Source organism: Streptomyces sp. 2A115 (assembly GCF_052245575.1).
Taxonomy (GTDB): Bacteria; Actinomycetota; Actinomycetes; order Streptomycetales; family Streptomycetaceae; genus Streptomyces.
On record NZ_JBQQCG010000061.1, the window covers coordinates 35,152 to 55,843 of the forward strand.

Consider the following 20,692-nt stretch of genomic DNA (forward strand, 5'->3'; position numbering starts at 1 on the left):
GTTTGGGCTGGTGGTGGCTGTTCTGGGCAGGGGGCGGTGGCAGGTGGTGCAGGTGCCGGTCCAGTAGTTCAGCAGGTCCTGGATGGCGTCGAGGATCTGGTAGAGGGTGAGCCCGCTGTATCGGCTTTTGGGGTCAGACGCTGTTCGGTGAGGAACGCGTGGGCGGCGGTGACCAGGGTGACGTGATGATGCCACCCGGTCCAGGAGCGGCCCTCGAAGTGGTCCAGGCCCAGGCCGTGCTTGAGTTCCCGGTAGTCGTGCTCGATGCGCCAGCGGATCTTGGCCAGGCGGACCAGTTCGGACAGCGGAGTGCCGGCGGGCAGGCTGGACAGCCAGTAGTCGGTGGGTGCTTGGGCGCCTTCGGGCCATTCGGCAAGCAGCGTGACCTCAGGCAGGACACCGTCCCACCAGCCCTCGCGGGCGGTGGCGGCGGCCTGGGCCAGGCGGCGGGCCCTCACTCCGGCGGGCCGCACGCGCAGTGCCGCAAAGCGCGAGCGCATCGGCCCGCGGGAGCCTTCCCGCCAGGTCACCTCGGTGAACGCCTGCCGCCCATGACCGGCCGCGAGCGCGGCGACCGAGGACGGCTTGTGCCGGTAGCGGGGCTGCGGTTTGCGGCCGTTGCCGGACCACGCCGGGGCGGTGGGCCGGACGTCGTGCGGGTGGACGCTCACGTCCGAACGGATGGCCACGACATAGTCGAGGCCCCGCTCGCTCAGGCCGTCGCGGAAGTCGGCGCTCTGCCCGTAGCCGGCGTCGGCCACCACCACCGGCGGCGCCAGCCCCCACCCGGCCAGTTCGTCGAAGGTGTCCAGCGCCAGGCGCCACTTCTCCCGGTGCCCGATCCCGTCAGGGACCCCCGTCTTGCGCCGGCGGACCGGATCGTCCGCCCACTCCTGGGGCACGAACAACTGCCACTGCAACGGACAGGACGCGGCATCGGAGACCGCATGCACGCTCACCGCGACCTGGCAGTTGGCCCGCTTGCCCAAAGCGCCGCAGTACTGGCGCGCGACCGCCACCGACATCTTCCCGTCCTTGGGGAACGACACGTCATCGACCACCCAGGCACCCGGGCGGATCTGCGGCACCATCCGCTCCGCGATCCGCCGCCGCACCGGAAGCGGATCCCACGTCGACTGGTTCACGAACTGCTGCAGGTTCTGCTCGTTGCCGTCCGGCAGCCGCTCCGCCATCGGCTGGATGGACTTACGCCGCCCCTCCAGCATCAGCCCCCGCAGATAGCAGTCCCCCTTCGCCCGCTGATCCTTGCGCGGCACCGACGCGAACACATCCGCCACGAATAACGCCAACTTCGCCCGAGCACGCTCCACTTCATGTGCATCCACATCCCCCGCATGCCCCCAAACAGGACTCATACGCACACCTAACGGAGCCCTACTAGCTGATTAGAGACGCTTCCGTGGTTGTGCTCGCGTACTCAGGGCGCCGTTCAGCGGGTGACGGCAAACATGAGCAGGACGATGAGGAGCGCCAGGGCACCGAGGGTGGCGCCGATGAGGGAGGGTCCGAAGTTCGTGGCGAGGCCCCGCTCGTTGTGCCAGACCCCCAGCACTCCCAGAAGGAGGGCGAGGAGTCCGAGGGGCGCGGCAACGAAGTCACCGATGACGGGGATGAAGGAACCCACGAGGGCGACAATGCCCATGATGAGGGAAGTGTCTCCCGGGCCGTTGCGGGGCGCGGCCCCGGCGGGTCCGGCGTCCTGTTGCGGCATGCCGTCCTCTCGCGCTGGAATTCCGGTACGCCCCGAGGGGCCATCAGCCTTACGGCTGCCGGGGTGGCGGGGCAACCCCTGCCCGACAGCCAAATGGGCTGATGAACTGATCGAGTTGAGCGAACTCCAGTGTGCAGTACTGCCTCTCATCTCCGGTATGCCCAATGCCCGGCTCGTCTCCATGGCCGCCGAGATGGGGCCTGCCGATCGTGAACAGCACCAGCCAGCCGGTCAGGATGCCGGTCAGCGCGATCCCGCGCCCTCCCCGTCCGGTCGGCGTCCCCGACGGGGGTACTTCCCGCTCGAGCGAAGCGGAGAGTGGCGGACGGCCTGCATGCCCGACGGGGATGGTGATCAGGGCGCTATCAGGGCCAGGCCGACGAAGACGCCGGGGTCGATCGAGGCGGCGGCCCCCCGGCCGCGCGGCGAAGGCCCAACGATGCCGCGGTGACGAAGTTCCCAAGGAACGCGACGCCGCCGAGGGCGCAGAACGCACTGACACTGACCGGCCGGTTCCGGCCCTCAGCCCTGCCGAGGCTGTCCCGCCCCGTCCACCGGTTGCGCACTGTCGGTGCTGCTCAGGTGTGCTCTCCCCTGCCTTCCGGGCCTGCCGGCGCGTCCGGAGACGGGTGCTGCGGCGTTCTCGGTTCCGGGTGCGGTGAGACGCACCCGCCTCCCGTCCGTATCTCTACATGAATGTAGAGTTCCGCCGTTCGGTACGCACGGGCACCGAACGCTCATGAGCGGCTGACCGGCCGGATGCGGCCGAGCGGGAGGAAAGGGGTGCCGGTGGGCGGTACGGGACAACGGCGGGGCGCTCCCGCCGGCAGGAGGCGGACGCGGCTGACCCGGCGGGGCCGGATCCTCGCGCGGGCCGCCGCGGCGCTCGCGGTGCTCATCCTCGGCGTGGCCGGGGTCGGCGCCTGGATATACCAGGACCTGGACGACAACATCAACGCCGCAGACCTCGACAACAAACTCGGCGAGGACCGTCCCGCCAACCTCAGCCCGGGCTCGAAGAACATCCTGGTCGTCGGCTCGGACAGCCGTGACGGGGCCAACGCGAAGTACGGCCAGGACCTGACCACCATGCAGTCGGACACCCTGATGGTGATGCATGTCCCGGCGAACCGGAAGTGGGCGACCGTGGTGTCCTTCCCGCGCGACTCGTGGGTGCGGATACCCGCATGCGACAAGAGTGACAGCACCACCTCCGCCCCGCACCAGGCCAAGATCAATGAGGCGTTCGCGCTCGGCGGCACCGGCGGCAAGGTCGCCGGGGCCGCCGCCTGCACCATCAAAACGGTCGAGGCGACCACGGGCTTGCGCATCGACCACTTCATGTCCGTCGACTTCCAGGGCTTCAAAGGCATGGTCAACGCCCTGGACGGCATCGAGGTCTGCCCCGAGCAGGCCATCCGTGACGAGAAGGCCCGCCTGGACCTGGAAGCCGGCTGCCAGACCATCAAGGACGAGAAGGCGCTCGGCTACGTGCGCGCCCGCTACAGCGTCGGCGACGGCTCCGACCTCGGGCGCATCGGCCGCCAGCAGGAGTTCATGGAGGCGCTGGCCGAGAAGGCGCAGTCCAAGCTGACCAGCCCGAACGCGCTGTACGACTTCCTGCAGTCGGCCACCAAGTCCCTGACCACGGACGAGGACCTGGCCGGCATCAAACCGCTGTACAGCCTTGCCTCCGAGGTGAAGGGCATCCCGAGCGAGAAGCTGACGTTCCTCACTGTGCCCAACTATCCGCGTGAGGCGGATGTGGCCACCGACAAGGCCAACGTCGTGTGGCAGTACCCGCAGGCCGCCGGCCTGTTCACCTCCCTCGCCAAGGACCAGGAGGTCGACAAGAAGGAACTGCAAGCCGACGCCAAGGACCTGATCTACGCGTCCAGTGTGCGCGTCCAGGTCCTCAACGGCACCGGCGTCACGGGGCGCGCGGCCGTCGTCGCCGAGAAGCTACGCGAGGACGGCTTCACCGTCGTCGGCACGGGCAACGCCCCGGAGACCACCCGCACCACCACTGCCACCTACCCACAGGAGATGGACGAGCAGGCGAAGGTACTCGCGTCGCGGCTGCCCGACGCCCGGGCCACGCGGCAGGCGGACGCCGTCGCGGGCGTGGTGACCCTTGTCATCGGCACCGACCTCGACCCCGACGACATCCGGTGATTCGGCTGCGATGGAGCAGTTCCTCATGGTCCGTTCGCGGTTCAGGGCCTGATGCGTGCCTGTTCCAGGGCCGTACGAATCCCCTTGGCGGCGGCCGGCTTCCCCGGGTCCCGAGGCACGGGCAGCCGGGCGCGACAGGTAGGGGAGGACGTAGGCGGGGCTGCCCTCCTGGATGCGTCAGCTTTCGTTCGTGGTGCCGGCGTCGACGGTGTCGTAGCCGAGACGGTCGAGCAGAGCGGTGACGGACTTCTTGGCCGCTTCGTCGTCGCCGGCGATCGGGAGCGCGCTGCGGTCGGGAGACCCGGCGGGACGGGCGAGGGAGATGAGGTGCTCGAAGTAGATGGTCCGAAGCAGCTCGGCCCGGAGCAGCCGGTCGTTCTGCTCCCGGCGGGCCACCCCTGGCCGGCCGGCCGTTCCTGACACCCACCGAGGTGGAGGCGCTGCCGGGCTACGAGGCGCAACTGCCCAACGAGGCGCTGGACACCATGGTCGACCGCGTCGCACTCGGACGACTCGTGGTCGTCGTCGGCGACAGCGTCAGCGACCGCCTCGGCGAATCCGTACGAGCAGTGCCCGTCCACGGATACCCGGACACCCGACTGGTGCTGGCCTGGCTCCCGGACGCGCACTGGGCCGCCTCCCACCTCACCGCAACCGCCCACGCCGTGCTGGCGCGGCGCCCGCCGCGAGCGGTCCAGTCGGCCGAGGGCCGGCCGAGACCGTCTCTCGGTCAGGGCGGTTCTGCCGACCGACAGCTTCTGCTTCACCCGCGCTCGCAACCCGCTTCGTAACCACTTGCACTCGGCTTGCACTCGGCGTTGCCAACCGCTCGATCTTCGCTGCTGGACCGTCCGTATACATCCGAGTCAAAAATCCGGCTACGGTTCCCGACGGTCTGTCGCCCGCGCAACGGCGCGCGGTGCCGCGTACTGCTGACGCGGAGGGCTTTCTCAGATGGCCGCGCGAATGGCCTGTTCGAAGCCCACGACGTGACTGCCGGCCAGATGCGCCGCCTTGTCGGGGTCACCGGCGACGATCGACTCGATCAACGGTCCGTGCTCTTCGACGTGGCCGGCCATGTCGGACAGCCGGTCGATGAACAGGCACCAGATGCGGGTGGCCAGGTTGTCGTAGCGGACGAGGGTGTCCTCCAGGTACGGGTTGTGCGTGGCGGCGTAGATGGCGCGGTGGACCTGGAGGTCCAGGTGCATGAGCTCGGTAGCGTCGCGCCGCCCGGGATCCACGCTCTCCAGCTCCTGTAGGACGGCCGTCAGCGTCGCACGGTCAATGGTCGTGGCACGCCGCGCGGCCTGGGCGGCGGCCAGGGGCTCCAGTTCCTGGCGCACCTCGGAGATGTGGGCCAGGTCGGTGATGTTGACCTCGGTGGCGAAGGTGCCACGCCGGGGGTAGGTCGCGATGAGGCGCTCGTACTGGAGACGTTTGAGCGCCTCGCGCACCGGCGTCCGGCCGACGCCGAGGGACTGCGCCAACTGGTCCTCGTTGATCGGAGCACCCGGGCGGATCTCCAGCATGACGAGCCGGTCTCGGATGGCGCGGTATGCGCGCTCGGCGAGGGACAGCTCCTCGCCCCCGGGCTCTGTCGCCGCCTGTTGCATATAGCCCCCTTGACCCGTCGAGCACGTTCACATACCTTACCGCAGAGGTTGATATATCAGTCGTTCATTAGTCGGCTCTCAGAATGGTGTGTAGATGGCAACCAACCCGTCGATCACCACGGTCGCCTCCTCCCTCTCCCTCCCGCTCGGCGAGCTCGACCCGGAGGTTGCCACCGCGGTGGACGCCGAGTTGCACCGTCAGCAGTCCACCCTCGAAACGATCGCCTCGGAGAACTTCGCCCCGGCCGCCGTCTTAGGGGCCCAGGGCTCGGTCCTGACCAGCAAGTACGCCGAGGGCTACCCCGTCCGCCCCGGCGGTCCGCGCGGCGGGGTGATCCTCAGCCGCGCCGACCTGGCCAAGAAGATCAACTCCGTGCTCGACGGGAAGCAGGCCGAGGACCGGCCTGCATCACGTCAGCATCACCGTCAACCGCAACGCGGTGCCGTTCGACCGTTCCTGTGGACTGAGCATGAGCGAGCTCGCTCAGCCGCACGCCCCGAACGGTCGTGGGCGCACTGGTCCCCGGCGTTCTGACGCCGTACCCGGCGTCCCAGGTCGCAGGATCACGTTAACCCGGTCGGACCAGGGCAGACTCCGCAAGCCAATAAGCGGACGATCACACGATCGAGCCAATTCGGCCTCGTATGCACTCCTTGGCGAGCAGCCACCATCCCCCACCTGAACGGAGACGCGGCATGACCACCAAGCCGCCGCCGGAGCACCCGGACTGGCTCTGGCGCAACCCCGAGCCGCGCTCCTCCTACGACGTCGTCATCGTCGGCGCGGGCGGCCACGGCCTGGCCACCGCCTACTACCTTGCCAAGAACCACGGCATCACCAACGTCGCCGTCCTCGAGAAGGGCTGGCTGGCCGGCGGCAACATGGCCCGCAACACCACGATCATCCGCTCGAACTACCTGTGGGACGAGAGCGCGGCGATCTACGAGCACGCGCTCAAGCTGTGGGAGCGGCTCCCGGAGGAACTCGACTACGACTTCCTGTTCAGCCAGCGCGGCGTCCTCAACCTCGCGCACACCCTGCAGGACGTCCGCGAGGGCATGCGCCGCGTCAACGCCAACCGCCTCAACGGGGTCGACGCCGAGTGGCTCACACCGGACGAGGTCGCCAAGGTCTGCCCCATCCTCAACGTCTCGTCCCGTACCCGGTACCCGGTCCTCGGCGGCACCTTCCAGCCGCGGGCCGGCATCGCCAAACACGACCACGTCGCCTGGGCGCTGGCCCGCAGGGCCGATGAGATGGGCGTGGACCTGATCCAGGGCTGCGAGGTCACCGGCTTCCTCAAGGACGGCGACCGGGTCGTGGGCGTCGAGACCAACCGCGGGCGCATCCTCGCCGGCCGGGTCGGCCTCGCGGCGGCCGGTCACAGCAGCGTGCTGGCCGAGCGGGCGGGCGTACGGCTGCCGGTGCAGTCCCATCCGCTGCAAGCGCTGGTCTCCGAGCTGCACGAGCCGGTGCACCCGACGGTTGTCATGTCGAACCACGTGCACGTGTACGTCTCCCAGGCCCACAAGGGCGAACTGGTGATGGGCGCCGGCGTGGACTCGTACAACGGCTACGGACAACGTGGCTCCTTCCATGTGATCGAGCAGCAGATGGCCGCCGCCGTAGAGCTGTTCCCCGTCTTCGCCCGCGCGCACGTACTGCGGACCTGGGGCGGCATCGTCGACGTCACCCCGGACGCCTCCCCGATCATCGGTACCACCCCGGTCGAGAACCTCTACGTCAACTGCGGTTGGGGGACCGGCGGGTTCAAGGCCACCCCGGCGGCCGGCTGGACCTTCGCGCACACCATCGCCACGGGCGAGCCGCATCCGCTGAACGCCCCCTTCGCCCTCGAACGTTTCGCGACGGGCGCCCTGATCGACGAGCACGGCGCCGCAGCCGTGGCCCACTGAGGAGGACACCGTGCTGCTGATCAGCTGCCCATGGTGCGGTCCCCGCAACGAGACCGAGTACCACTACGGGGGACAGGCCCACGTCCCCTACCCCGGCACCCCCGCGGACCTCACCGACGAGCAGTGGGCCGAGTACGTCTTCTACCGAGACAACCCCAAGGGCCCCTTCGCCGAGCGGTGGATGCACAGCATCGGCTGCCGCCGCTGGTTCAACGTCCTGCGCGACACCGCCACCCACGAGGTACTGACCTCCTACCGGCCCGACGAGCCCCGCCCCGTACTGCCCCAGGCCGGAGGACAGCGATGACCGACCAGCACTTCCGGCTCCGGCAAGGCGGCCGCGTCGACCGCGACGCCGTACTGCGGTTCACCGTCGACGGGCGGGAGTTGACCGGGCACCCCGGCGACACCGTCGCATCGGCGATGCTGGCGAACGGCGTTGTCGAGGTCGCCCCGTCGCTCTACCGCGGTCGCCCGCGCGGCATCGTCGCCGCGGGCGTCGAGGACCCGAACGCCCTGTTGCAGCTGGACGGTTCGTACTCGGAGGGCATGCTGCCCGCGACGACCACGGAGCTGTACGACGGCCTGTCCGCCACGACACTCTCCGGGATGGGGCGGCTCGACCCGTCGTCCGACCCCGCCGTCTACGACAAGAAGTACGTCCACACCGACGTCCTGGTCGTCGGCGGCGGACCGGCCGGGCTCGCTGCCGCCGCCGCTGCCGCCGGCTCCGGCGCCCGCGTGATCCTTGTCGACGACCAGCCCGAGCCGGGAGGTTCGCTGCTCTCCGGGCGCACCGAGCGGGTCGGCGCACAGAGCGCCCTGGAGTGGGTCGCCGAGGTCCGCGCGGCACTCGACGCCGCACCCGAGGTCGTCGTACTGGAACGCACCACGGCCTTCGGCTCGTACGACGACAACTACCTGCTGGCCCTCCAGCGGCGTACCGATCACCTCGGCGCCGACGCCCCCGAAGCCTCTGCGGGCGTCTCGCGCCAACGGCTGTGGCACATCCGGGCCCGCCAGGTGGTCCTGGCGACCGGCGCGCACGAGCGTCCGCTGGTCTTCGCCGGCAACGACCGCCCCGGAGTGATGCTCGCCGCGGCCGTGCGCTCGTACCTCAACCGGTACGCCGTGGCGCCGGGTTCGCGGGCCGTGGTGAGCACGACCAACGACAGTGCCTACGACACGGTCGCCGATCTTCACGGTGCCGGGATCGACATCGCCGCCGTCGTGGACGCCCGCCCCGAACTGTCCCACCGGGCCGCCGAGGTCGCCGTGGCGACGGGGGCGCGGGTGCTGACGGGCAGTGCGGTGGTCGACACCCAGGGGGGCGGTCGGCTGACCGGCGTCACCGTCCAGGCCCTCGACGAGAGCGGTCGACTCACCGGTGCTCCCGAGTCGTTCGACTGCGACCTGCTCGCCGCCTCGGGCGGCTGGAGCCCGGTGGTGCACCTGCACAGCCAGCGCCAGGGCCGACTGCGCTGGGACGAGGACCTGGTCGCCTTCGTCCCCGACGGCACCGTACGGGACCAGCAGGTCGTCGGTGCGGCCCGCGGGACGTACGACCTCGACGGCTGTCTGTCCGAGGGTGCGCGGGCCGGTGCGCGGGCCGCGACGGACGCAGGGTTCGCGATTCCTGTACCGGCGCCCGTCGATGCGCGGTCCGGAGCCGCCCCGACGCGTGCACTGTGGCTGGTACCCGCCCCCGACGGTGACCCCGGCAGTTGGGACACCCACTTCGTCGACCTGCAGCGCGACGTCACCGTCGGCGACGTCTGGCGGTCCACCGGTGCAGGCATGCGCGGCGTCGAGCACGTCAAGCGCTACACCTCGCTCGGCACGGCCAACGACCAGGGCAAGACGTCCGGCGTCAACGCGATCGGCGTGATCGCCGAGGCGCTCGGCGGATCACTGGGAGAGATCGGCACCACGGCCTACCGGGCGCCCTACACGCCGATCGCCTTCGCCGCCCTGGCCGGGCGTGAGCGCGGCGAGCTGTTCGACCCCGAGCGCACCACGTCCATCCACAGCTGGCATGTGGCACACGGTGCGGAGTTCGAGGACGTCGGACAGTGGAAGCGCCCCTGGTACTACCCCCGGCCCGGCGAGGACATGGACACCGCCGTGGCCCGCGAGTGCCGCGCGGCCCGCCAAGGCGTCGCCTTCATGGATGCCTCCACCCTCGGCAAGATCGAGATCTGGGGCACGGACGCGGGCGAGTTCCTCAACCGCATCTACACCAACGCCTTCAAGAAGCTCAAGCCCGGCACGGCCCGCTACGGCGTCATGTGCAAGCCCGACGGCATGATCTTCGACGACGGAGTGACACTCCGCCTCGACGACAACCGCTACTTCATGACCACCACGACCGGCGGAGCCGCGGGCGTTCTGGACTGGCTGGAGGAGTGGCTCCAGACCGAGTGGCCCGGACTCGACGTCCACTGCACCTCGGTGACCGAACAGTGGGCGACGATCGCCGTCGTAGGCCCCCAGTCGCGCCAGGTCGTCGCCCACCTCGCACCCGAAGTCGACCTGTCCGCCGAAGCCTTCCCCTTCATGGCCTTCCGCGAGACCACCCTGGCCTCCGGCATCCCCGCCCGCATCTGCCGGATCTCCTTCTCCGGCGAACTCGCCTACGAGATCAACGTCTCCGCGTGGTACGGCCTGGCCGTCTGGGAGCAGGTGTACGCGGCAGGGCAGCCGTACGGCATCACCCCGTACGGCACCGAGACCATGCACGTGCTGCGGGCCGAGAAGGGTTACATCATCGTCGGGCAGGACACCGACGGCACGGTCACCCCGCAGGACGCGGGTATGTCCTGGGTGGTGTCGAAGCAGAAGGACTTCGTCGGGAAGCGGTCCTACTCCCGAGCCGACACCGCCCGCGCCGACCGTAAGCAGTTGGTCGGCCTGCTGCCGGCCGACCGGACGACCCGGCTGCCCGAGGGCACCCAACTCGTCGCGCCGGACGTACCCATCACCCCCGAGGCCGGGCCGGTTGCGATGCTCGGCCACGTGACCTCCAGCTACCACAGCCCGGCCCTCGGCCGCCCCTTCGCGCTCGCCCTCGTCGCCGACGGGCGGGCAAGGATCGGCGAGACCCTGCTCGCCCCGGTGGGCGAGGATCTCGTGCCCGTCGAGGTGGCCGACTTCGTCCTCTACGACCCCGAAGGGACCAAGCGAGATGGCTGAGCTGATCGCCGCATCGCGTACCAGCCCCGTGGCGCATCTGGAGGAACGGATGCGCGCCGCCACCGTCACCGGCACCCGCGGCGTCACGCTGACCGAGTGGCCGTTCCTCACCATGGTGAACGTGCGCGTCGACCCCGCGTCCGAAGCGGCCGACCGTATCGAGAAGGCCCTGGGGGCGCCACTCCCGCCGCGGTGCGGCCACACCTCCGCATCCGGACCCCACACGGTCCTCTGGCTCGGCCCCGACGAGTGGCTCGTGCTGTCCCAGGCCGACGCGACCGCTGTGACCGCAGAGTTGAGGGAGGCACTCGGCGGAGACCCGGGTTCGGTCGTGGACGTCTCGGCGAACCGCACCACGCTGGAGCTGAGCGGCCCGGCCGCCCGGCACGTGCTGGAAAAGGGCTGCCCACTGGACCTCCACCCCCGGGCCTTCGGCCCCGGCCAGGCCGTGTCGACCACGGTGGGACCCGTCGCCGTACTGCTCTGGCAGGTCGCCGACACGCCGACGTACCGGCTCCTCCCGCGCTCCTCGTTCGCCGACTACCTGGCCCGCTGGCTCATCGACGCGATGAGCGAGTACCACGGCCCGGAGATTCCCTGATGGCGTTCAGCGCGTTCGACCTGTACTCGGGCGGCATCGGCCCTTCCTCCTCCCACACGGTGGGGCCGATGCGCGCGGCCCGACGCTTCGTCGGGCTCCTGGACGAGGAGGGCCTCCTGCCCTCGGTCAGCCGGGTGCGGGCCGAGCTGTTCGGCTCGCTCGGCGCGACCGGTCACGGTCACGGCTCGGACAAGGCGGTCGTGCTCGGCCTTGAGGACGAGGATCCCGCCACCGTGGACACCGACCGGGCCGACGGCCCGGTCGCGCAGGCACGCGACAGCGACACCCTGCTCCTGGTCGGCAAGCACCGGGTCGGCTTCGACGGCGATGCCGACCTGGTGCTGCACCGGCGCGAGTCCCTGCCCGCGCACCCCAACGGAATGATGTTCCACGCCTTCGCCGCCGACGGCCGGGTGCTCGCCGAACGGATCTACCACTCCGTGGGCGGCGGCTTCGTCGTCGACGAGGACGCCACCGGCGCCGACCGCGTCGTCGCGGACACCACACGCGTACGGTTCCCTTCGGCTCGGCAGCCGAACTGCTCGCGCACTGCGCGCGGGAAGACCTCGTCATCAGCGACATCATGCTCGCCAACGAGCAGGCATGGCGGCCCGAGGCCGAGGTGCGTGCAGGACTGCTGCACCTGTGGTCGGTCATGCACGCACAAGGTCACCCTGGACAAGGCCATCAAGACCATGCGCGAAACCGGCCGGGACACCAAGGCCAAGTACAAGGAAACCGCCCGCGGCGGCCTCGCCGTCAACGCCACCGAATGCTGACACCATGACTGATTCCCCGGCTTCCGCCGCGTCCCCCGCCCACTCCGACTCACGGACCGACCCCGCCACGGCGCCGGTCGAGCACATACTCACCCTCGACTGTCCCGAGGCTCCCGGCATCGTCCACGCCGTCTCCCGGTTTCTGGTCGAGCACGGCAGCGACATCATCGACAACCAGCAGTTCGGAGACCGCCGCGACGGCCACTTCTTCATGCGGGTGCGCTTCGCCACCGTCGGCAGCGAGAACACCCCACAGACCCTGCGCCGTGACTTCGCCGCCGTGGCCTCCTCCTTCACCATGCGGTGGCACCTCGAACCGGTCAGCACCCGGCGCCGCGTGCTGATCATGGTGTCCCGCTACGGCCACTGCCTCAACGACCTGCTCTTCCGCACCCGCAGCGGAGACCTGCCCATCGACGTGGTCGCGGTGGTCTCCAACCACCGCGACCACGAGGCACTCGTCGCCTGGCACGACATCCCGTTCTTCCACGTGCCGGTCACCGCCGCGACCAAATCCGAGGCCGAAGCCCGGCTACTGGAAATCATCGACGCGTGCGACCCCGACCTGGTCGTGCTGGCGCGCTACATGCAGGTGCTCTCCGACGACCTGTGCACCCGACTGGCCGGCGGCATGATCAACATCCACCACTCGTTCCTGCCCAGCTTCAAGGGCGCCAAGCCCTACCACCAGGCACACGAACGCGGCGTCAAGCTCGTCGGCGCGACAGCCCACTACGTCACCGCCGACCTCGACGAAGGCCCGATCATCACCCAGGAGGTCATCGACGTCGACCACAGCCACACCCCCGACGACCTCGCCGCCATCGGCCGCGACGCGGAGTCGGCGGCCCTGGCCCGAGCGGTCCGGTGGCACTGCGAAGGCCGGGTGTTCGTCCAGGGCAGGCGCACGGTGGTCCTGCGCTGACGGCCGGACGCCGGGGTGGTGTCGTGCTGTGGTGGATGGCCGCGTTGAAGCCATTCGGTCGGCGAGGTCGGCTGGCTGGGCGAAGCCCTGCATGACCTTACGGACCCCGGTGAACGGCCCGACGTTCGCCGACGTCGTCTCCAGACCCCGTTGAACCGCGATCTCCCTGGCCTTCACCGACCCCCTGCCCGCCGAGCGCCGCTCGTCCAGCACCGCCAGAATGCGCTGGTAGCCCGGTGCCAGGACGGTCACCGGCAGCCCGTCCTGCCAGGGCGCCACCGTCGGCCCGGCACCGGTGGGGGCGTCGTTTCCTGCTCAACTGGGTCTCGGTCACCGCAGCCGCCCACCCTGCCGCGGAGGCGGCCGACTCCTCGGCCGACGCCTCCCGCGCGACAACCCCCGGTCCAGCCGCATCTCCGCGGCCTCCAACACCTCAGCCAGCCGCGCGACTTCCTCCCGCAGGCCCTCCACCCGCACGGGTAGCCGTCTCATACGAGGGCATCATGCAGCGCAGGTGCATCCTGGGGTCCGGCCGGAGGACGCGGACACGCAGGGCGCGAGCGCGCCGCCCACGAGGGCTGCTCACGGCGTTGGAGCATCGCACGGGCCGGAAGGTCTGGAAGCCGTCTGGCCCTGTAACACGCAGACTCACTCAGGCGTGGGCGACCAACTGGTCCAGGAGTTGTTCCACGCTTGCCTGCAGGTCGGCCCCGGCACTGTCGCGACCGGTCAGCTGCCTGAGCAGCGCCTGCTGGAACAGCCCGTCGAAGATCGCGTACGCCACTGCGGGTGACACCGTGGGGGGCGACTGGGCAAGTTCGGCGTACTGGCTGACGATGCGCCAGATCATCCGCTCCAGGCTCTGGTCGATGTCGACGACATCGTCACGGAACGACTCCTCGAACAGGCCCTGATTCCGTAGGTCGTACCAGAGACGGTGCATCCGCGCGTCCTCGCGCAACGTGTCGGCCATCGCCACGGCGAAGCCGTGCTTGAGCTCCTCGGCGGAATCTGCCGTGACGACGATCCGGTCGTAGCGGGTGACACATTCGGCCTTGTACTGCCGCACGCAATAGGTGATCAGCTCCACCTTGTCGCGGAAGTAGTAGTGCAGGACTCCGTGGGAGAACTCGGAGTTCTGCGCGATCTCGCGCAGACTCGTACGGGCGTAGCCGAGCTCGGACAGGGTCTGCAGCGCCGACGCGGCCAGCTGGGCCCGCCGCTCGGCGAACTTGTCGACCTGTCGCCGGGAGATCCTCTCCTGGTTCTTGCCCACGACGTTCTTGCCCACGACCTGGGTCACAGCGCGTCTCCCCGTCTCCCTCAATCCTCCGCCCGTCCGCACCATGCGGACGGACCGAACCAGGCTATCGCGGCGCGTGACCAGCGCTCAGCAAAATTCTTGACAGTCGTCCAAGAAAGTCTTGACGACTGTCAAGAAATCTCTACGCTGACGTCACGTCCCACGGACCGGGCTCTCGGCTCACGGCTCAGCGTGTGGCGCTGTCACGCAGTGCAGTCATCTCAATGAGGAGATGTTCCATGAGTGTGTACGACCTGACCGGACGCAAGGCGCTGGTGACGGGCGGTGCCCGCGGACTGGGTGCCGGAATGGCCGAGGCTCTCGCCCGGGCCGGCGCCGCCGTCGTCATCGGCGACATCCAGGAGGAGTCGGGCAAGGCCACGGCCGAGGCGCTGGCGAAGTCCGGCGCCACCGCCGGGTTCGTCTCTCTCGACGTGACCGAGGACGCGAGCTGGGAATCGGCGGTGGCGCAGACGATCGCCGAGCTGGGCGGCCTGGACATCGTCGTCAACAACGCCGGAGTCGAGATCTCCGGTCTGGTCGTCGACCTCGACCCGGCCGACGTCCGCCAGATGCTGGAGGTGAACATCCTCGGCACGGCGCTCGGCATCAAGCACGCGTTCCGCGCGATGCGGCCCGGCGGCCCGGCCGGCGGCGGCGGCGCGGTCGTCAACATCTCCTCGGTCGCGGCGACCATCCCGTTCCCCGGCATCGCGGGCTACGCGGCGACGAAGTCGGCGGTCGACCGGCTCACCCGGGTGGCCGCGCTGGAGTCCGGGAAGTTGGGTTACGGCGTGCGCGTCAACTGCGTCTACCCCGGCCTCGTACCGACCGAGATGGGCGCCAAGCTCGCGACCGACATGGCAACCCTCGGCCTGTGGCCCAGCGCCGAGGCGGCCGTCGGCGACGTCATCGGCCTGACCCCGCTCGGCCGGCTCGGCGAGGTCGCCGACATGGCCGACGCCGTGGTCTTCCTCGCCTCCGACGGCGCCCGCTTCATCACCGGCGCCGGCCTGCCGGTCGACGGCGGCATGGGCATGTGACCCGCTGCATGTGACTCCGCTCCTCCCTCTGTGAAAGGCGCATGACCATGAGCAGTGACAAGCCCGTTGTTGTCTACGGTGCCTCCGGCTACACCGGACGCCTCGTCTGCGAGTACCTCCGCGAGTACAACGTCCCCTTCATCGCCGCCGGCCGCGACAAGGCCCGCATCCAGGAAGTCCTTGACAAGGTCCCCGGCATCGAGACCGTGGACCACGAAGTCGTCGAGGTCGAGCACGCGGTCGGACCGCTGACCGAGCTCTTCCGCGGCGCCAGGGTCGTGAGCAACATGGTCGGCCCGTTCATCAAGTACGGGCCGGAGGTCGTGGAGGCGAGCCTCGCGGCCGGCTGCCACTACCTGGACACCACCGGCGAACAGGACTGGGTCCTGGACGCCCAGGCCCGGTGGGGCGACCAGTACGCCGAGAATGGGCTGCTCCTGTCACCCGGCCTCGCGCAGATGTACACCACCGGCGAGATCGCGGCCAACATCTGCCTCGAAACACCGGGTCTGGACACCCTCGACATCCTCGTGCTCTGGAAGGGATTCCCGACCTACGCCTCGACGCAGACGATCTTCACCATCCTCAAGGCCGACTGGCACTACCTGGAGGAGAACCAGTACAAGAAGTGGGACCCGCTGACCGCCGTCGAGGTCGTCGTCCCGGGGCAGCACGAAACAGCCCTCGCCCTGCCATGGGGCGGCACCAGCCACCCCGTGTGGTTCAAGAACGACCCGCGCGTGGCGAGTTGCAGGGCCCTCGGTGGCGTCATGGACCGCGCGGTCATGCAGGGCGTCGCCGACACGGTGAAGATGGTCGAGGCCCAGATCAAGACTCTCCCTGCCGACGAGCAGGACGACGCTCTCGCAACGGTGGCCGCCTCCGTTCAGGCCGGTATGCCACCCCGGGAGAACCCCAGGATCAACACCTCGGTGGACTCCGTCCACGCCTCGGGCCCGCTGGGACGCGCCCACTGCGTGATCCACGGCAACAGCAACTACAAGCAGACCGGGCTGCTTCAGGCATACGCCGCGTACTCCCTGATCCAGCAGCCGCCCAGGCGCACCGGCCTGGCTTCGGGCTGTCAGGCGTTCGGCCACCGCGAACTGCTGGGCGCGCTCAAGAGCTTCGGGCTCGTACTCGACCCGGTGCTCACCGTCCACAGCTGATTCTCCCGGCCCAACAGCATCCGAAAGTGCCTGAGAGCGCCCGAAAGCAAGGATGATGCCGTGCGTCTGACCGACTACCTCGACAAGGGCACGTCCCTGGGTCCTGGGGCGTCCTGCCTCACCATGGGAGACCGCACCCTCACCTATGGCGAGGTCCAGGAATTGTCCTGGCAGGTTGCCCGGGCCCTGGACCGGTCAGGCGTGCGGCCGGGGGACAAAGTGGCGGTGCTGTCCGCCAACGACCCCACCGCCTTCTCCTGCGTCTTCGGCATCTCCCGGGCGGGCGCGGTCTGGTGTCCGGTCAACCCCCGCAACGAAGCAGCCGAGAACCGCGACCTGCTGGACCTCTTCGACTGCACCTGCCTGATCTTCCAGGAGGCGTACGCGCCCCTGATCGTGAAGATCCTGCCCGACCTGCCGAAACTGACCACGCTGGTCTGCCTCGACGGATCCCCGGACCTGGGCACGCCCTTCGGCCGATGGCTGGACGACGTGTCCGCCGAGCCTTGGGAGGCAGCGTCAGCCGATGACACCGTCATGCTCGTCGGCACCGGCGGTACCACGGGCCGCCCCAAAGGGGTGATGCTCACCGACCGCAACATCGAGACCATGTCGGCGCTGACGCTGATGAGTTACCCGTTCGGCACCCGGCCGGTCTACCTGGCGCTGGCTCCCCTGACCCATGCGGCCGGGGTGCTGTGTTTCCCCGTCATGACGCTGGGCGGCGAGATCGTCATCATGCCGACGCCCGACCTCACGGACTTCCTCGCACAGGTCGAACGCCACCGTGTCACACACACGTTCCTGCCCCCGACCCTCATCTACATGCTCCTCGGCCACCCCGCCCTGGCGACCACCGACCTGACCTCCCTGCGGTGCCTCTGGTACGGCGCGGCCCCCATGTCGGCGGCCCGGCTGGAGGAGGCCATCGACCGGATCGGCCCGGTGATGGCACAGCTCTTCGGCCAGTCCGAGGCACCGATGATGATTTCCACCATGGCGCCCGAGGACCATTTCCGCCCCGACGGCTCGCCCGCCGTCGAGCGTTTCACGTCTGCCGGGCGCCCTGCCCCCCTGGTGACCGTCGCCATCATGGACGGCGAGGGCCGGCTGCTGCCGCCGGGCGAGCGCGGCGAGATCGTGGTGCGCGGCTCCCTGGTGATGGCCGGCTACTACAAGAACCCGTCCGCCACCGCGGAAGCCTCCCGGTACGGCTGGCACCACACCGGCGACATCGGCTACCTCGACGCCGACAACTACCTCTTCATCGTCGACCGTGCCAAGGACATGATCATCAGTGGCGGGTTCAACATCTACTCCGCCGAAGTCGAACAGGCGGTGATGGAGCACCCCGCCGTCCAGGACTGCGCGGTGATCGGACTCCCGGACGGCAAATGGGGCGAGCGGGTGACCGCTGTCGTACAGCTCCACCCGGACCTGAGCCCGGCGGACACCACTGTCCCCGACATACGCGCCTTCGTGAAAGCCCGCATCGGCGGTGTCAAAGCTCCCAAGCAGGTCGAAGTCTGGCCGGACCTGCCCCGCTCGAAGGTCGGCAAGGTCCTCAAGAGCGAAGTCAAGTCCCGTCTGCTGCAAAGGAGTTCGCATGTCTGACACGGTTCGGGTGGCCGGCGTAGGCATGATCCCGTTCAGCAGGCCCAGCGCGGGTGAGAGCTACCCCGTCATGGCCGAGCGCGCCGCCCGGTCGGCGCTCGACGACGCCGGCATCCCGTACGAAGCCGTGCAGCAGGCCTACGCCGGCTACGTGTACGGAGACTCGACAGCAGGCCAGGCCGCCCTCTACTCCCTCGGTCTGACCGGCATCCCTGTCCTGAACGTCAACAACAACTGTTCCACCGGCTCCTCCGCCCTCTGGCTCGCGCGTCAGGCCATCGCCTCCGGCGGCGCCGACTGCGTACTCGCCCTCGGCTTCGAGCAGATGCGTCCCGGCGCCCTGGGCCGCATCTGGGACGACCGTCCCGACCCGCTGCGCCGATTCCTCGACCGTATGACCGAACTCCAGGGCTTCGACGAGCACATACCGGTCGCCGCCCAGCTCTTCGGCGGCGCCGGTGTCGCCTACACCGACGCCTATGGCACCGGCCCCGCCACCTTCGCCAAGATCGCGGTCAAGGCCCGCCGCCACGCGGCAGGCAATCCGTACGCCGTCTTCCGCACCCCCGTCACCGAGGACGAGGTCCTCGCCTCGCCGCGCATCTACGGGCCCCTGACCCGACTGCAGTGCTGCCCGCCCACCTGCGGGGCCGCCGCAGCCGTGCTCTGCAGCGAGGACTTCGCCCGCCGGCACGACGTGCGCTCGTCGGTCGTCATCCGCGCCCAGGCCATGACCACCGATACGCCCACCACCTTCGACTCGGGGGACATGATGCGGGTGGTGGGCTACGACATGACCCGTGAGGCCGCCCGCCAGGTGTACGAGGCGGGCGGGATCGGGCCCGAGGACATCGACGTTGTCGAGCTGCACGACTGCTTCACCGTCAACGAGCTGATCACCTACGAAGCCCTCGGCCTCACCCCGGAAGGCAGCGGCGAAAAGTTCGTCCTCGACGGCGACAACACCTATGGCGGCAAGGTCGTCACCAACCCCTCCGGCGGCCTGCTCTCCAAAGGGCACCCCCTGGGCGCCACCGGCCTGGCCCAGTGCGCCGAACTCGTCTGGCAGCTGCGAGGCCAAGCCGACGCCCGCCAGGTCGACAACGCACAAACCGCACTCCAACACAACATCGGCCTGGGTGGAGCCTGCGTAGTAACGCTCTACGGCAACGCCCGCTGAGCCCGGCCGCCTGCCAGGCTCTCAGGCCAGGCTGTCAGGCCCCGGGGCGAAGCCCTGTGAGCCGAAGGTGCGGGCGATGGCCAGACCCGTTTGGGGGGCCGGCTCCGATGATGGCGATGGTGGTCATGGTGATCCTTTCGTAAATCTCGGCAGGGAGGAGCGATTCGGATGGACCCATCCAATTCGAGAACCGGATAGGTCTATCTGGTCAACGAGGTCAGACTGGCACTAAAAGTGGATAGGTCAATCCGATTGCTAGACTGGCGGGCATGACCCCTGGCTCCCAGCACCCCGACGACACCGCTGCCCCGCCGCTGCGCAGCGACGCCGAGCGCAACCGGGGGCGGATCATCGCTGCCGCACGCAGGGTGTTCGCCCGCGACGGCCTGAACGCCTCCATGGCCTCCGTGGCCCGCGAGGCAGGTGTCGGCATCGCCACCATGTTCCGTCGCTTCCCCACCAAGGAAGAGCTGGTCGCGGCCGTTTTCGCCGACCGCATGGACGCCTACGCCGACGCGGTCGCCGTCGCCCTCGACGACCCCGACCCCTGGCACGGTTTCGTCGGCTACATCGAGACCGCCTGCGCGATGCAGGCCGCCGACTACGGCTTCGCCGACGTGCTGACCACGTCCTTCCCCACCGCCAAGGCCATGGAGGGGCGCCGCAGCGAGGCGTACGAGGGCATGGTGCGGCTCATCAACCGGGCCAAGGCCGCGGGCCGGTTGCGCGAGGACTTCGACTCCTCGGACATAGTGCTGCTCCACATGGCCAACGCCGGTGTCGTCAACGCCACCGGCGGCGCCGCCCCCGACGCCTGGCGGCGCGTCGTCGCCCTGTTCATCCAGTCCTTGGAGGCCCCGGCCCGCGGACCTCTGCCTGCCTCGCCCGAGCACGACGCCCTCCACAAGGCCATGCTCCGTGCCAGTCCGGCCGACCTCACCACGCCGGAACCGGACACGACCAGCTGACCCCAGGGTCGGACCCCCGTACCTGGGCGAAGTGCGGCGGCAGCATGCCTGGAAAGGGTGACCCAGGCAGCACCTCGCGCAGGACGCGGCGCACGCGGATCCGCGGACCGGGGAGCCCGGCGACGGCGCAGGACTCGATGCGGGTGCGCATCGCACGCCAACAGCGTTACCCGCTCCCGACGGCTGACGCTTCCTGTTCCTGGGGCGAGAAGACCCTTCTCTGCACTAATCGAACCCTGCGCGCTCAGGGATCCGCGCTTGAGCACCACGCAATTTCCCAGGAGGACGTCCGTCGGCGTGGTGCGCAGGTTGGTGGGATCGCTGCCTCAGCGTCGGTTACGTGCCTGCGGGGGAAGACGGCCCCACAGCCGGCTCAGCTCGCAGGCGCGCCCCTTCAAGGCCGTTCCTTTGGGATCCGTAAAGAATCACCCCATCCCGCACTGACGGGCATGAGCTGCACCGCCCTGACCGAGCTGAC

18 protein-coding genes and 1 pseudogene are annotated in these 20,692 nt (G+C 69.5%); 14 read left to right on the top strand and 5 right to left on the bottom strand.

The window, feature by feature from the left end; genetic code table 11:
* Window positions 1-68: 68 nt before the first annotated feature.
* Window positions 69-1,346 (bottom strand): IS701 family transposase, encoded by a 1,278-nt coding sequence (locus ACTWQR_RS38305; protein WP_443231861.1) that lies wholly within the window; start codon window positions 1,344-1,346, stop codon window positions 69-71.
* 104 nt (window positions 1,347-1,450) lie between these two features.
* Window positions 1,451-1,732 carry a hypothetical protein gene (locus tag ACTWQR_RS38310; RefSeq protein ID WP_443231862.1) on the bottom strand — a complete coding sequence of 94 codons (282 nt, stop codon included), beginning with the start codon at window positions 1,730-1,732 and terminating at the stop codon, window positions 1,451-1,453.
* Window positions 1,733-2,521: 789 nt separating this feature from the next.
* Here ACTWQR_RS38310 and ACTWQR_RS38315 point away from each other — a divergent pair.
* Complete coding sequence (locus ACTWQR_RS38315; RefSeq protein ID WP_443231863.1) at window positions 2,522-3,907, top strand: LCP family protein; 1,386 nt, start codon at window positions 2,522-2,524, stop codon at window positions 3,905-3,907.
* Window positions 3,908-4,084: 177 nt separating this feature from the next.
* Here ACTWQR_RS38315 and ACTWQR_RS38320 read toward each other — a convergent pair whose 3' ends face one another.
* Window positions 4,085-4,330, bottom strand: a complete 246-nt coding sequence (locus ACTWQR_RS38320) for a hypothetical protein (RefSeq protein ID WP_443231864.1) — start codon at window positions 4,328-4,330, stop codon at window positions 4,085-4,087.
* 8 nt (window positions 4,331-4,338) lie between these two features.
* On the opposite strand from ACTWQR_RS38320, the gene ACTWQR_RS38325 reads away from it, so the two are divergent.
* The gene (locus ACTWQR_RS38325) at window positions 4,339-4,698 is read left to right on the top strand and encodes a hypothetical protein (RefSeq protein ID WP_443231865.1); all 360 of its coding nucleotides are present in this window, start codon (window positions 4,339-4,341) and stop codon (window positions 4,696-4,698) included.
* Window positions 4,699-4,857: 159 nt separating this feature from the next.
* On the opposite strand, the gene ACTWQR_RS38330 is transcribed toward ACTWQR_RS38325, so the two are convergent.
* Entirely contained in the window at window positions 4,858-5,523 is a 666-nt protein-coding gene (locus tag ACTWQR_RS38330) for a GntR family transcriptional regulator (RefSeq protein ID WP_443231866.1), read from the bottom strand.
* Window positions 5,524-5,617: 94 nt separating this feature from the next.
* On the opposite strand from ACTWQR_RS38330, the pseudogene ACTWQR_RS38335 reads away from it, so the two are divergent.
* The 7 genes and pseudogenes from ACTWQR_RS38335 to purU form a co-directional block, all read left to right on the top strand.
* Window positions 5,618-5,833: pseudogene (locus ACTWQR_RS38335) on the top strand (serine hydroxymethyltransferase); the annotation flags it as partial.
* Window positions 5,834-6,219: 386 nt separating this feature from the next.
* Window positions 6,220-7,440, top strand: a complete 1,221-nt coding sequence (locus ACTWQR_RS38340) for a sarcosine oxidase subunit beta family protein (RefSeq protein WP_443231867.1) — start codon at window positions 6,220-6,222, stop codon at window positions 7,438-7,440.
* 10 nt (window positions 7,441-7,450) lie between these two features.
* Window positions 7,451-7,747, top strand: a complete 297-nt coding sequence (locus ACTWQR_RS38345; protein WP_443231868.1) for a sarcosine oxidase subunit delta — start codon at window positions 7,451-7,453, stop codon at window positions 7,745-7,747.
* Window positions 7,744-10,632: a sarcosine oxidase subunit alpha family protein gene (locus ACTWQR_RS38350; protein ID WP_443231869.1), complete on the top strand. Its 2,889-nt coding sequence runs from the start codon at window positions 7,744-7,746 to the stop codon at window positions 10,630-10,632. Before ACTWQR_RS38345 ends, ACTWQR_RS38350 begins: the two co-directional genes overlap by 4 nt.
* A complete protein-coding gene (locus ACTWQR_RS38355) occupies window positions 10,625-11,233 on the top strand; it encodes a sarcosine oxidase subunit gamma (RefSeq protein WP_443231870.1) in 609 nt (202 codons plus the stop codon). Before ACTWQR_RS38350 ends, ACTWQR_RS38355 begins: the two co-directional genes overlap by 8 nt.
* On the top strand, window positions 11,233-12,012 hold the full coding sequence (locus ACTWQR_RS38360; RefSeq protein WP_443231871.1) for a serine dehydratase beta chain: 780 nt from the start codon (window positions 11,233-11,235) through the stop codon (window positions 12,010-12,012). The genes ACTWQR_RS38355 and ACTWQR_RS38360 overlap by 1 nt, the downstream gene beginning before the upstream one ends.
* A gap of 4 nt (window positions 12,013-12,016) precedes the next feature.
* Entirely contained in the window at window positions 12,017-12,937 is a 921-nt protein-coding gene (purU, locus tag ACTWQR_RS38365; RefSeq protein ID WP_443231872.1) for a formyltetrahydrofolate deformylase, read from the top strand.
* 652 nt (window positions 12,938-13,589) lie between these two features.
* Here the strand turns inward: purU and ACTWQR_RS38370 are convergent.
* Window positions 13,590-14,240: a TetR/AcrR family transcriptional regulator gene (locus tag ACTWQR_RS38370; protein WP_443231873.1), complete on the bottom strand. Its 651-nt coding sequence runs from the start codon at window positions 14,238-14,240 to the stop codon at window positions 13,590-13,592.
* Window positions 14,241-14,479: 239 nt separating this feature from the next.
* Here ACTWQR_RS38370 and ACTWQR_RS38375 point away from each other — a divergent pair, with 239 nt between their 5' ends.
* From ACTWQR_RS38375 to ACTWQR_RS38395, 5 genes are all read left to right on the top strand, one after another.
* Window positions 14,480-15,283, top strand: a complete 804-nt coding sequence (locus ACTWQR_RS38375; protein WP_443231874.1) for an SDR family NAD(P)-dependent oxidoreductase — start codon at window positions 14,480-14,482, stop codon at window positions 15,281-15,283.
* Window positions 15,284-15,330: 47 nt separating this feature from the next.
* Complete coding sequence (locus ACTWQR_RS38380; RefSeq protein ID WP_443231875.1) at window positions 15,331-16,452, top strand: DUF5938 domain-containing protein; 1,122 nt, start codon at window positions 15,331-15,333, stop codon at window positions 16,450-16,452.
* A gap of 60 nt (window positions 16,453-16,512) precedes the next feature.
* Complete coding sequence (locus tag ACTWQR_RS38385; protein ID WP_443231876.1) at window positions 16,513-18,066, top strand: acyl-CoA synthetase; 1,554 nt, start codon at window positions 16,513-16,515, stop codon at window positions 18,064-18,066.
* Window positions 18,059-19,246, top strand: coding sequence for a lipid-transfer protein (locus tag ACTWQR_RS38390; RefSeq protein WP_443231877.1), 1,188 nt, complete (start codon window positions 18,059-18,061; stop codon window positions 19,244-19,246). The genes ACTWQR_RS38385 and ACTWQR_RS38390 overlap by 8 nt, the downstream gene beginning before the upstream one ends.
* A gap of 269 nt (window positions 19,247-19,515) precedes the next feature.
* Window positions 19,516-20,214 (top strand): TetR/AcrR family transcriptional regulator, encoded by a 699-nt coding sequence (locus tag ACTWQR_RS38395; RefSeq protein WP_443231878.1) that lies wholly within the window; start codon window positions 19,516-19,518, stop codon window positions 20,212-20,214.
* Window positions 20,215-20,692: the final 478 nt, after the last annotated feature.